Annotated in this window: 11 protein-coding genes; all 11 read right to left on the bottom strand. The window is 39.8% G+C overall.

The window, feature by feature from the left end; genetic code table 11:
* Positions 1–99 precede the first annotated feature (99 nt).
* On the bottom strand, positions 100–1203 hold the full coding sequence (locus tag LBQ60_06395; GenBank protein MDR2037536.1) for a glycoside hydrolase family 88 protein: 1104 nt from the start codon (positions 1201–1203) through the stop codon (positions 100–102).
* A 107-nt stretch (positions 1204–1310) separates the two neighbouring features.
* Positions 1311–4028 (bottom strand): glycoside hydrolase family 2, encoded by a 2718-nt coding sequence (locus LBQ60_06400; protein MDR2037537.1) that lies wholly within the window; start codon positions 4026–4028, stop codon positions 1311–1313.
* A 45-nt stretch (positions 4029–4073) separates the two neighbouring features.
* Complete coding sequence (locus LBQ60_06405; GenBank protein ID MDR2037538.1) at positions 4074–4430, bottom strand: hypothetical protein; 357 nt, start codon at positions 4428–4430, stop codon at positions 4074–4076.
* A gap of 56 nt (positions 4431–4486) precedes the next feature.
* Positions 4487–4900, bottom strand: coding sequence for a hypothetical protein (locus LBQ60_06410; protein MDR2037539.1), 414 nt, complete (start codon positions 4898–4900; stop codon positions 4487–4489).
* A gap of 77 nt (positions 4901–4977) precedes the next feature.
* On the bottom strand, positions 4978–6366 hold the full coding sequence (locus LBQ60_06415) for an FAD-dependent oxidoreductase (protein MDR2037540.1): 1389 nt from the start codon (positions 6364–6366) through the stop codon (positions 4978–4980).
* A 26-nt stretch (positions 6367–6392) separates the two neighbouring features.
* Entirely contained in the window at positions 6393–7583 is a 1191-nt protein-coding gene (locus LBQ60_06420; protein MDR2037541.1) for a glycoside hydrolase family 99-like domain-containing protein, read from the bottom strand.
* Between the two features lie 22 nt (positions 7584–7605).
* Positions 7606–8994 (bottom strand): FAD-dependent oxidoreductase, encoded by a 1389-nt coding sequence (locus LBQ60_06425; GenBank protein ID MDR2037542.1) that lies wholly within the window; start codon positions 8992–8994, stop codon positions 7606–7608.
* A 4-nt stretch (positions 8995–8998) separates the two neighbouring features.
* On the bottom strand, positions 8999–9694 hold the full coding sequence (locus LBQ60_06430; protein ID MDR2037543.1) for a GDSL-type esterase/lipase family protein: 696 nt from the start codon (positions 9692–9694) through the stop codon (positions 8999–9001).
* Between the two features lie 138 nt (positions 9695–9832).
* Positions 9833–10945 carry a discoidin domain-containing protein gene (locus LBQ60_06435; protein ID MDR2037544.1) on the bottom strand — a complete coding sequence of 371 codons (1113 nt, stop codon included), beginning with the start codon at positions 10943–10945 and terminating at the stop codon, positions 9833–9835.
* Between the two features lie 22 nt (positions 10946–10967).
* On the bottom strand, positions 10968–12167 hold the full coding sequence (locus tag LBQ60_06440) for a DUF4959 domain-containing protein (protein MDR2037545.1): 1200 nt from the start codon (positions 12165–12167) through the stop codon (positions 10968–10970).
* A 27-nt stretch (positions 12168–12194) separates the two neighbouring features.
* Entirely contained in the window at positions 12195–14141 is a 1947-nt protein-coding gene (locus LBQ60_06445; protein ID MDR2037546.1) for a RagB/SusD family nutrient uptake outer membrane protein, read from the bottom strand.
* Between the last annotated feature and the right edge of the window lie 9 nt (positions 14142–14150).

Raw genomic sequence — 14150 nt, forward strand, 5'->3', positions numbered from 1 at the left:
ATTTATTATTTACCCTTGACATAACCGATTCGTTCTGATAAAACGAAAGGTTCCATCCTGTTCAAAGCTCTGGTTTAAGGAGATTTATTTCGGAAAAATCTATTTTTCTAAAAGGGCAACAGTACACCAAAGAAAAGGAGCCTGCCCGTGAAAATCACCAGCCAGACGCGGACGATCATAATAATATTGCTTATCATTCTTTTTACCGGTACCGATACAAACCTCGGTTACATTGTTCCGTTCGTCGATGTATGAAACCAAGGCGAGCCATGCTTTCCGTGCTGCCGGGGCATATTCTTCCTCATTCAGCCATCCTTGTTTTACACCCACGATAAATGCGTAGGTGAACATAGCGGACGAAGATGTTTCCGGCCAACAATCCGGTTCGTCAATCAATTGGTTCCACATACCGCTTGGTTGCTGGTATTTTTTTAAACTTTCCATCATGGTAAGGAAGCCTTTCATTATACGCGGACGATTGGTGTCATTTTCAGGCAGATAACGGAGTAAATCTGCCATACCTACAGCCATCCATCCATCGCCTCGTCCCCAATAGTAAGGAACATCCGGTGCATGATAAAACAAACCGTTCGGACGTTGAAGTTCGTCCAGATACATCACCATTTCCTTTGCGGCCCGGTCCATGTATTTACGGTCTCCCGTCACTAAATAAGCCTGCATTTGTACAACAGTAATCATGTACATGTCGTCAATCCACAAGCGGGTTTGCCAGGTGTATCCCTTTTCTGCCCAGGCTTTTTCTGCCGGCTTTGCGTTGTCCGGCACTTTCCATTGTGAATCGGCATAAGCTAATCCCATATCCATATATCGTTTATCATTTGTTATTTGATAAAGTTGCAGGGCTAACCCGCCGAACATATTGTAGTCGACATGGTTCATGGGGGGCAACAGTGCTTTTTCCCTTGTAAAGAACGGTTCAAATTTATCCTGCAAAAGTTTGATAAGCTTTTGGTTCTTTGTTTGAGTAGCATAACCTAATGATCCGATCCAGGTACATACTTCTGCATAATGAATATATCTCCCGGCATACAGGTCATGCCTGTCATCTACAAAATGATAGGCTAATCGCTTACCGACCTCTTCAGGTCTGGATCCTTTGGGGAATTTGGTTAACAGATCCTGTTGGGCAAATAAGAATTGAACAGGTAAAAAGACAACTAATAAAAACACTTTCTTACACATATTTTTCACATTATTAATGATTACGAGGATTTATCTTCTGAATTATTGGTTGTATTACTGCATGGTTTCCCAACGAGTTGTGGTGTGAAGCACTATCCTTTCATTTGTTATTTCCTAATTGGTCGGATAGTGAATCGTTGTTCCGGTACATTAAACCCTTTTACAACAAGGAAATATTCATTATCAGGAAGATTCTTCATGTTGGTCTCGATGGTCATCCCTGCGGTTTCGCCCGGCAACAGGGAGATGAAGTTGTCTGTATAGAACGACGGACGTACCGGCTTTCCGGATTTATCCAGCCATTGTACCTGTGTGAAAAATGATAAGGTTTTCCCGGTATTTTTCAGATTTAAAGAAATAAAGTACTTTCCATTTTCCTCTTTAATAGTATACTTCACCTGCACTTTTGTCTTCTTTAAATTATTGATCTCCTGAAATCCAGCAGTAGCAGGTCCGGTCAGGGTCTTTTTGCCCTCGTATTTATTATTGGATCTCCAGTAAAAACTACTTCCTGCTTGTTTTCCTTTATTGTCGAACAATCTCAGTTTGATGAAATGTACATTCGTGATATTTTCAGGAAAATCAATTTTAAAAATATCATTGGCAACTCCGTCTTCGGGTAGATTGACTTTGGCTTCTTTCGAAAATACTTTTTTCATGTTGAGGTCGTACACTTCTGCTGTTACTTTATAGTCGCTGAAAGATTGGTAGAAATCATTTACTACCGAAACCGTGTTTTTCAGGTAATCGAATTGCGGATGCAAAGGTTCGCAGGCATTTTGAGCGGCATATAAAGCGGCTGTCGGTTCCAGGGACCAGTCCCACATCCTTCCGCATACCTGTCTGATGGCCGAATTATGATACCAGTACAAAAATCCTGAGCAATACCGGTCTCCGTAATTCAGTTTATTGTAGTTCCAGACCTCCCAGATGCTTTTGTAATTGAGGGCACCGACAAACTGTCCTTTCATAGCAAACTCATCGATGCTGTTAGACTCACCATATTGATTGGTCAGATCCACATACAAAGTCGACATCTGATGAAATCCGTTTCCGTCCGAATAGTCCCATACCGGTTTATTGATCGGCCACAGGTCTTTTTCCGGCATCATTTCCCTGAGACATTCCACTGTTGGCAGACAAGGGGCTCCATATTCAGGATTAAAACCATCCACGCGGCTTCCCCTATCGGAAGCTGTATTTTCATAATGCCGCATGACATTTACCGTTTTATAAGGACTTCCGTCATGAATCCCTTCTACTTCGGATTGCATCTGATAACCGCGGGTACCGTCAAGTTTAGTTACTAAATCCCTGATATGGGGCATTTCGGTTGACTCATTCGAACATACGTAATAAGCCAGGCTGGGATAATTTCGTATACGTTTAATGGTGGACGTTGCATTGCTCAGGAATAATCCTACATCCTGCGGATGTTTGGTATCGCCGGTCATCCAGAATTCCGTCCATACCATGATACCCATTTCGTCACATAGCTGGAAAAAATAATCCGATTCGGTAATTCCACCTCCCCAGAAACGGATCAGGTTAACGCCTGATTGAGCGGTGTAACGTAGTTCGGCATAAGTACGTTCGTCGGATAAGCGCAACATATTTTCGGGAATCCAGTTGGTTCCCCGGATAAAGATGGGTTTTCCGTTAATATAAAAAGTCCGTGATTTGTCCGGGGTATTCCTATCCGATGTGATCTCACGGATACCAAAACGGGAGGAAATTTCATCTGTTTGGGTTTCGCCGATAAACGTTTTGAAAGTGATATGGTATAATTCCTGTTTTCCTTTATTTAATGGCCACCATAAGCGGGGGTTATTGATCACTAATTGTGGAAATTCTTCCGGAGTAAATATTACCTCTTTTACTTCTCCCCGGAACAGACTAACTTCCTTTTCAAAACGGATGTTTCCTTCTTTGATTTCACCCACTACTTTTACTTTTCGGTTTCCATAGGTAGGATTGTTTATTTCTACGGAAATTGTTTGTCTGGATTGATCATAATCTGGTTTACGCAGTTCCGATTTAACGAAAGGATGCCTTAGTTTAACATCTCCGGTGGTGAATATGGAAATATTCTTCCATATTCCGGTATTCCGGTCGCGGATTCCATCCAGAAAAGTGAAATCCCAGCCGACAGTCATCAGCATGGTTACATTTTTTCCAATTTCTCCATTTCCCCCGTTTTGGAACTCATCCTTGGCTCCGAATGATTTCTGCCCTTTGGGTTTGATGGTACCCGGAACGTCTATAGGGTATACCTTTATAGCCAGTACATTTTTCTGGTCGAATCTGATGTAATCGGTAATATCTACCTGATCCTGTAAAAACATTCCGGATATATAGGTGACCATATTGCCATTAAGCCATATTTCCGCCCGGTAATTGATTCCATCAACCTGGAGCCAGGTCCTTTTCTTTTCATGTTGTGTCTTATCCAGATCAAATTCTGTACGGAACCAGTAAGTATAGAAATCCCTTCCGGCATGGTATAAATCAGGAATTAAACCGGATTCCAGTTTATTATTCACTCCAAAATAAGGTTCCGGATATACCTTGTTGTAGACTAAGGAATTGAGTACGGTTCCGGGAACAATGGCCGGTATCCAGTCGGAAGTAGAAATTTTAGAAGTAGAAATATTTTCGGATTTATCCGTGATATCACCTGCTTTTTTCATTTTCCAGAGGAATTCTCCTCCGTGACCGTCTATTGAGTGGAAGGTATGGATATAATTACGTTCATACCGCACTTCCTGAGAAAATAAAGAATAAGTTAAAAATGAGAAGATTAAAACGATACAAGATGTCTTCATTTTTTTATTTGAGATTATTTATGACATTAAATATATTAATTGTTTTTAATCTAATGGTCTTTTCCTGTGAAAAGTAAAGCCGACAGAAAGGTTTACTGTATTCATATTATCGCAATAATCGCCGATCTCAAACACATAATCTTTAATATCAGGAACTCTTACCTTTTTAGGATATCCCAGATTGCAGGATAATTTCACACGCGCGGAAACATTTTCAGCAACTTTTAAACTATATCCTACCGCAAAATCGCCGGCAATGGAATTAGCATGCATCTTTATACGTTCTCGTTGCGAAAAAATCTGAATTGGTGCGTTCTTTTGCATCATCCATCCAAAACCGGGCGAAACGCTGAAAAATAAAAAATTGTTTCTCTTTTTATCCCAGAACCTGAAAAAAAACAAAACTCCGGCATATTGATAATGAATATCACCGCTTAATAATGTTCGGTAATTATATTTTAAACCGTATCAGATAAATAATATACCATATCCACATTTGCATAAAAGCCTGTTCGTGCTGCGAAATTACTTTTACTTGTCAGATCATCTTCAAATCGAAAAGTTCCGAACTGGTGAGCAACTCCGGCGTCAATATTAATATCCCTTAAGGGATACCATGGAAGAAGTTTATTATTACGCAGGCTTTGAAATACGTTCTTTTTTAAAAATAGTATCGAATCTTTATGGATATAGCCATGGATTTTCTCGTTATCAACGAAAAAAGTAATAGGGTACTGGTCTTTTTCAAGTTTACCTAACCTGCAATTGAGCGTATCCCTATTTATTGTTACTAAAAAATCCTGAGCCTTTGTATCGGGTGGGAAAATAATTATTATCTGCAGGAGAATAAATAATAATCGCACAGTTTTCATTTGGTGGATATTTAATTATTTAATTATTTAATTCTGAGTGGCATAAAAGCAATATATAATAACCATTATACAGGTTGTTATATTAATTGTCCTTCTTCTTTGAGTCTTTTCCGGAGATGTTGGATATCTATTTTATGCACATCATTTTTAGATTGTTGAATGGCGTGCATTGCAGCCATTCCGGCAGCTTCCCCGGTGACCAGGCATGGGGGCATAACACGCAGGCTTCCATGTGCATAATGATCTGTAGACATGCATCTTCCGGCGACAAGAATATTTTGCAGGTTTATCGGGGTCAGGCTACGGTAAGGAATACCGTGTGATTCTCCCTTCTTATAACGGGGATAATGAGTGGCGTCTTTTTTATGTACATCTATATAATAGGCGTTTCTTCCGATGCTGTCATCGAAATCACGACGGGCCTGCCAATCTTCCAAAGTGAAAGTGTAGTCGCATTTAACTCGACGACTTTCCCTGATTCCCAATAATGCACCTGTACCTGCAAGATAGGATGCTGCAAATATATCCGGTCTGAATTCTTTCATCCCTTCATGTAACTGCCGTACCAATTTTCGCCCCTTCATTATTGACTCTGTAAGTGAAGCCGGATCAAGGCTGTTTACTGTTACATGTCCGGCATTAAAAGCCATATGTGCCGGTCCGACTAATTTATCATTGAAATGGTGATCGTTGACCATGTCATATTTTTCTGATGCCACAATAGGATGAATAGGACTGTCTTTTCTGTTGTTATGTACCGATCCTGTTAATGAATAATGATATTGGTCAATGTTGGATACCGTAAAGCAAAGGGTACCCTGCTGTACGGCTCCACTATTATCTCCCAAATCGAAACCGGCACCGGCCCATGCCGCCAGATCCCCGTCTCCCGTACAATCAATGAAAATTTTAGCTTTGTATGCGGTAAGCCCTGATTTATTGGCTACAATAATGGCATCTACCGTGTTTTTATCTTTCATTTCCACTCCTGCCATGGTGGTGAATAGTAAAACATTAACACCTTGTCCCGTAACCAGGTCATCATAGACAACTTTGAGGTATTCCGCATTAATTGGTACCCAGTCATTACCCTTGAAATGAGGAACCCCTTTCTTGGATTCAAGAAATACCTTTTCGGCGATTCCTTTGTATATGATTTTTTCTCCGTCGGTAAAAGGACACCATGCGTTCAACAGTCCGGATGTTCCCATTCCGCCAAGAGCGCCGGTACTTTCTATCAGCAGGGTACGTGCCCCTTCACGTGCAGCAGCCGTTGCAGCCGCGCATCCGGTTGGTCCTCCTCCCACAACAATAACATCCCATTGGTCATTTACGGATATTTTTGTCTTTTTCAGGGACAATGATCGATCTTTTTCTACCAATGTGTTTGCTGCTAATCCGCTACCGGTTGCTGCAGCCATGGCGATCAACCCTGTTTTCTTTAGGAATTCTCTTCTATTGTTCATGGTTATTTAATAAATAATAATGTGGTTTATTTTTTATATTGATCGTATTTTCCGGTCATCACATCCTTAACGGCTTCCAGGTAACCGAATCCATATTTCATGTCGGGTAAGAGATATCCTCCTTCAACCCATTCATTCCATGAAAAGACGGTAATCAGTTTAGGTTGGTCGGGATGGTTATCACAATATTCTTTTGCTTTTTGTAAAAATGTGGCAAAACTTTGAGGGGAATTATTATAATGTACTACATGTTTTTGGGTTTTATGGGGAAATCTGGGAGTATCATCCCATCCGATAGAAGCATTTGGAAAATAAGGTATGGAGAGTTCGCTTTCCCATCTGTTTAGCCGTTCCATGGCTTGTGTTCCCCAGAGAATATAATCTTCCGGGTGGGGGCCGCTCCAATTGTATTGTGTAGCGCTATTTGCACCCAATTTCTCCATGCGTTCTATAATTTCTTTGTTTGGATGACTGGCGGTTAATTGAATATGCAGATCAGGAAAACCTGCTTTTTTTGTTTCTTCCCGGAAATAATCCAAAGCCTTTTTTGCCCCTTCTACATCCCCAAAACTTTCGATTAGTTTGTGAATACTAAATATAGAAAATACAGGGCATCCGTCAATTTTTAAATAATTATGTTTTTTGAAATATTGTTTGATGACCCTATCGACTATTATTTTGAAATTTTTCCAGTCAACAGAGGCATCCCAAAGTAAAGAATGATCATCTTTATGTAGGTGTACATTCCAGTAGTTTCTTTTTACATCATGGTTGGCCCACATCAAATAGAAATACATTTTTTCATTATTTTTTGCCTTGAGGAATCCATCATTAAGGCAACTTTCCAGGAACGGACCTTCATCATACCAGTACCAATCAAAAATAAAAACATTGACCCCATGATCCGTTGCCGCATTGATCCATTTTTCCATTACTTTGGGATCATTATCGGGTTCATATCCCCATAGTGGTATTTTGGGTTGGTAGTGTCCTTCAAAACGCGGATCCCCTTTTTGGATCACTTCCCATTCTCCTTTGCCTTCCGGCCATAAATGCTCACGTCCTTTAGGATCATCATGGCAGGACGGCCAGATATAGGCAGCAACATAATAATCCTGTGAAGGGTTATTTTTCGTATCTTGGATATGATGGGAATTGCATCCCCCAAAATAAAAGATACAAATGAAAAATAAGATATTCCGTTTTATGTGTTTCATTATTATTTAGATATGGTATTTTTTACAAAAATTGCCCTTCTTCTTTAAGCCTTTTCCTGAGATTTTGGATATCAATTTTATGCACATCATTTTTAGATTGCTGAATAGCATGCATTGCAGCCATTCCGGTAGCTTCACCTGTTACCAGGCATGGAGGCATTACTCTGAGGCTGCCGTGTGCATAATGATCTGTGGATATACATCTGCCTGCCACTAAAACATTTTTTAATCCGACAGGTGTCAGGCTTCGGTAAGGAATGCCATGTGATTCGCCTTTGCCATAACGAGGATATTTGTTGGCGTCTTTTTTATGTACATCTATGTAGTAGGCATTTCTTCCGATACTGTCATCGAAATTTCTTCTTGCCTGCCAGTCTTCCAGTGTAAAAGTATAGTCACATTTGATACGTCTGCTTTCCCGTATCCCCATTAATGCCCCTGTTCCAGCCAAATAGGAAGAAGCAAATATTTGCGGCGTAAATTCTTTCATCCCTTCATGAAATTGTCTGGCTACTTTCCTTCCTTTCATCATGGCTTCTGTAAGCGAAGCCGGATCAAGGCTATTTACAGTTACATGTCCGGCATTGAAGGCCAGATATGCCGGACCGGCCTGTTTGTCGTTTATGTGAAGATCATTCACCAAATCATATTTTTCGGATTCGATCATCTTAAATACGGGACTATCTCTTCTGCTACTCTGGACTGTACCAACCAGAGAGAAATAATAAGGATCAATATTGGATACTGTGAAACAAAGAGTGCCTTGCTGGACAGCACCGTTTTCGTCTCCTAAATCAAAATTTGCACCGGCCCATGCAGCCAGGTCACCATCCCCGGTACAATCAATAAAAACTTTTGCTTTATAAGCGGTTAACCCTGATTTATTGGCAACAATAACTGCATCTACCGTATTTTTATCTTTCATTTCTACTGCGGCCAGACTGCTGAAAAGCAATACAGAAACCCCTTGTGATATAACTAAGTCGTCATATACGACTTTTAAGTGCTCTGTATTGATCGGCACCCAGTCGTTTCCTTTTACATGAGGTACCCCTTTTTTAGATTCCAGAAATACTTTTTCGGCTATTCCTTTATAAATAATTTTTTCTTTATCAGTAAAAGGACACCATGCGTTTAGTAACCCTGATGTTCCCATTCCCCCGAGGGCTCCGGTACTTTCGACGAGCAAGGTGCGTGCACCTTCACGGGCCGCAGCCGTTGCTGCTGCACATCCGGCAGGTCCTCCTCCTACAACAATCACATCCCATGAATTATCCACAGCTATCTTTGTTTTTTTCAAAGATAAAGGATTTTCTTTGCTCGCCAGTGTATTTGCGGCCAATCCTGTACTGATTGTTGCAGTAATAGTTATCAAACCTGTTTTCTTTAAAAAGTCCCGTCTGTTACCCATATGATTATGTAATATTTAATAGTTTTTTCAGGTAATTTGGATAACTTCCTGCTGTTATGCTATCACCAAAACAAACTACCCTGTTGTGAGGAAGATTATTTTGCATGATATATTGATATAATGCAATAGCAATTATCCTATAGCCATCCGAAGTCGGATGTAAACCGTCTTTTTTGCCACTGTTGGCCTCATTTTGAATCAGGCTGTTTCGTTCTTCTCCGACATTACCCACCTTCTCAAAAATGTGATCAATGTCTAGAAATGATAAATTGCATTCTATTGCTAATTTTTTTAATAAGTTATTCATTTCTAATTTTCTCCCGCTATGCCCTTCCGGTTCGTAAAATTCTTTTTTATGTCTGGTAAACAAATATGGTTCATAGACAGGAAGAAGATTCATTAATATTATTCTACTTCCTGAGTCGAGAATTTTGGAAATAATTAACCGCATATTTTTTTCATATTGAGCTATAGGAATATATTTCATGCTATTCATATCATTAGTTCCTACCATCAAAATGGTTAGGTCAGGTTGGTAAGCCAGACAGTCTTTATCTATTCTTTTGATCAAATCTGCGCTTGTATTTCCTCCAATTCCTGAATTAATAAGAAAAGGTTCCTGAGGTATATCAGAAGCCAATAAAAAATCAGACAGATACCAAGTTGCAGATAGTACTGTTAAAAATCTACGTCGATTCATTGTTTTACAATTGATTAAGGGGCTATCTCAAAAGTCGGTTTATCTTCTGGAGAATCCAATATTTGAAATTAATATCGGATAGGTACCCGAAGAAATAAGCCTATAAAATACTTTTGAGACACCCTCTTAATTAACAAATTAATATCTGATAATACTATAAATCTCTATTTCATATATTCTGGTTTTTGATGCTGATTCGAATTTAACTTTTTCGGTTGTTACAGAATTGAAGTTGCCACCTACTATTCCCTCTGTATTTCCCGTAACACTGAAAACCCGTACCCAATCAGTTCCATCCCATACACTGAGAGTAATATCAGACAAGGGGTAAGACGTATAATTTCCGTTCCCATTCCAAGACATAAAACCATTAACCGCATATTCGCCTTGTAAGTCTATTTCAATCCAGTGTGTTCCGTCGGCATCTCCTGATATCCATCTTGGTGCACTTGTCGCATAATTCCCGTCAACTGCATTTTCTCCTCCGAAAGAAGCCGGATTATCTTGATGTACACTACCGACTGTAACAGGTTTACCTACCGAAACATTTACTATCTTGGTAATGTCCATTGAGATAATATCCGTATAGAATGTATCGATGGCATTCGGATCAGGTTTGTACAACGTTCTATAACTAACACCTTTTGTGTAATCAGCATCATCCATGGTTAACTGATTATTAAGGAAGCTTGTATAAAACTCAGTAACGGGTTCACCGGACCTGTTTGTATAGAACAATTCGACTCCGATTTCTTCTTCAGAAGAAGATCCGGCCCAGGTGACCAGAATATCACCTCCATCATTGATATTGGTTTCGGTAACCCTTCTGTTCAATAACTTTTCCTGATATAATGGTCCGTACACACTTGCCAATGTTTCCAGTACCATAGATTTATTACCGTGATCATCCATGGATACCCAGTTGAATGTGTAATTTCCCTCACTTAGGGCGTTTTCGCCTTCGAATGATACTTCCAGTTCATCCGAAGGATTGTGGGGATCAATAGTAAGTACCCTGGAATTAGCATTATTGGTACCCCAGGTTAATGTTAGGGTTTTTGCCCTGGGATCGCTTAACCAATATTTTAATAATAACCTTTCTCTTCCCGGAAGAGCTCTTACAGAATCGACCTTTCCGATATAAACAGTTTCTCCCCGTGCAAGAAAATCATCATGTTTATCATTCATTTTCGCACAACTACTTAATAATATGGTTGTGACGATTGAAAAAAACAATAATCTATTTTTCATAATCAAACAATTACATTAATTATTAATTAACAGGTTCACCCCAGAATCTTAATTCAGCAACATGCAAGCCATTGCTTCCGCCCCATGTTTCTCTTACCCTGAAACGTATATACCTTACTGCCGGAGCATCCTCAGGGAATTCGAATTCTTCTCCGGCTGCAGCATATGAATAATCTTCCTCAGTAGCCTCCTGGCTCGAATCTAAGCCTGAAGGACGGTATGACTCACAATCCAGCAGATGGATCCATTCGCTATCAGCACTGGCTGCATTTTGAGCAACAGCAAGAGAGTTGCTTCCCATTATGTAGAAATCCCTGGGGTTATGTAATCTGAAATAATAATCATTTCTACCCCACATCCTGAACCTCGATAATTGAGCCGTTACTCCCAAATCTATTGTAAAGTAGGCATTTATATCACTGGCCTGGATATAATAAACTTGTCCGGATGAAGAGCCGGCAACCAGAACGTCATCCCACATGACACTCATACTGGAATTACTCCAACCATGTAGAACAAAGCTGGCAAGTTTGGGCATAGCCACAAAATTTTTGTTGTCCAGTTGCATTTCAAACAATGGTTCTAGGGAAAATTCAAGCGTATCACTATAATTATTATAGGTATCTTTAGCAAAAACACCAAATGTAGTCATAACGGCATCTTGTCCTCTGACAGCCCTTTTGGCATTTTTTTCAGATGAATAAATGGCATCTACCAGTTCGAAATTTCCGGTTTCATTTTTTTTCAATATGGTTACGGTGACCTCATCCTGTATAGCATTCTCCCATGTCATTTTGAATCCGCCACGGGCTACTTCGTAATTGATACTTCTGACAATATCAAAAATAATAGCATCTTCGGGTTCAATAGTGACCTCGACAGGTTCGGATTCATTCTGACTTCTATCTACAGCAATTAATTGCAAAGTATACTGCTGTTTTTTTGCAAATCCCTTGACTGTGATATAATTGGTGAAACTTGAGGCCCTGATATCCTGCACTTCTCCGTTAGGAAGCGTGAATTTTGTTTTTACATACAAAAGGTCGGTTTCGTCGGGTAATTCGTATGAAATAGTAGATCCTCCCGGAAAATTACTTACCTGAACACTCTCCTTGTTTATCGGAGAGGGCGGGGTATCATCTACAGGATATTGTCCGATAGGATCTTCCGAGCAAGCTGCAAGCAGGAAAAGCCCTATAAAAAATATGATATATGTTTTCATATTAAATATATTTATAAAATTAATAGATTACCAACCTGGATTTTGAACCAAATTAGTATTTTTCAATAATTCACCATGCCTGATCGGCCATAAATATTCTTTCTTGCTGAATTGCAGATTATATAAAGTGATCAGATTGTAATAATCTTCAGGAACCGTACCCATGATATTCCAAGCTCTAACGGCTCTGTTCATCTCCGTCTCAGCTAACAACCAACGGCGAAGATCCCAGAAACGTTTTCCTTCGAAAGCCAATTCGATCATACGTTCTTTTTGAATGATTTCCCGCATACCGGTTTTACTGTTCGGCTTTTCAGAATATTTGGAATATTGTCTCCAGCTATCAACAACGCCTTGTAATCCGGCTCTATACCTGATGCTGTCTACATAATCATATACTTCCTGGCTTGGAACGTCAAGGCTCTCATTTAAAGCTTCTGCGTACAATAAATACAGATCGGCCAGACGCATGATCGGGAAAGTAGACTGAACTGTATTTAAAGAGGTTCCGGCACTGTTGACTTGTGTCTCGATATGGGAGCCTTTTTTTACAAGATAGCCAGTTATAGAATACCTTAGCCCCATATAGTTTCCGGATGGTTTTCCTTTTAACATGTAAGTGACCCAAGCCCTCTGATCTTCAGGAGACTGGTCGAAATCTACTTTTCTGCCGTTCCCCAGCCAGTATCCTCCGTCAAAACCAAGGTTAGCATAGAACCTGGGTTCACGGTTCATGTTGATTTTGGCTGTCGGATAACCGCTGGTAGTATCCCTGTAAATATAATATTTATGACTCACGGGGGCAACATCTGTTTTAAACCGATTTTCATAATCATAATTTATATCTTCATCGATAGGCACTCCATTATTGGAATAGAAAAGTTCAACCATCCGCATGGTAGGTGCAATAACAGGTTCCGTTGCCGCAAGCGTCGTATGCGATACTAAAAAATGAGGAAGGGTACAACTGGTCAAATCGTTGAGTGTTCCCCAGATAGTTTCACTGTTCCATTTTTCAGTTACTACTGTTCTTAAGGTCATCAGCAACTTACTGGTATCGGAAATGCCACTATAAGAAGAGTAAAAAACAGATTGGTTAAATGTATACAATTTAAACTGTTGGGCAAGTCTGACGGTATCGATAGCATTTTTGCAGGCATCTTTTGCTCTTTCCCATTTTTGTTTTTCAGTAAGACTGCTTTCAAATAGTTTCTCTCCCCTGTTATCTTGAAATCCGGCATAATCCGGGTTATTATTGAATAAAGGACTGGCAGCAGTAACCAATATTTCTGCTTTTATAGATAATGCTATGGGTTGAGTGATCCTGCGCATTTCATTCGATGTATCGAAAATAATCAGGGGAAGATATGGAACAGCTTCATTGATTAATTGCACAATGTAATCCACACAATCGTCAAATTTATCCCGATATACCTTTGTTTCGTCAATGCCGGCATCTACAGGCAAACTTTCTTTTATTAAAGGGATCGGCCCGTATGCCCGTAACAGATAGTAATGATAATATGCCTTTAAGAACTTTACTTCGGCAACCCAACGATTTCTGTCATCTTCATTCAAATCGGGTCCTACCTTATGTATATTCTCAAGAAATATATTACAATCCCTGATACCCTGGAACAACGCTTTTCCCTGAACAGATCCTTCCCAAAAATTGAAATAAGGTGTATTGGAATTTTGTTGCTGTTTTAGGAAAAACCCGGCGAAATTTCCCGTTTTCGAATTGGCCCAGGAGTCATATAAAGACCAGGTATCATCACCTCCCATTATGGCAGGATCATAGCGCGGATCACCTATAACGGGCAGCCAGGTGTAGCAAGTGGTAAGGTATGATTCTGCTCCGGCCCTGTCGCGAAAAGCATAATCGATAGTTGCTATATTATCCGGGACGATATCCAGATAACTATCACAAGAGCAACATAATAATACGAAAAATATATAATAAATCCGTTTCATTTTATTCTT

Source organism: Bacteroidales bacterium, assembly GCA_031275285.1.
In the GTDB taxonomy this organism is placed as follows: domain Bacteria; phylum Bacteroidota; class Bacteroidia; order Bacteroidales; family UBA4181; genus JAIRLS01.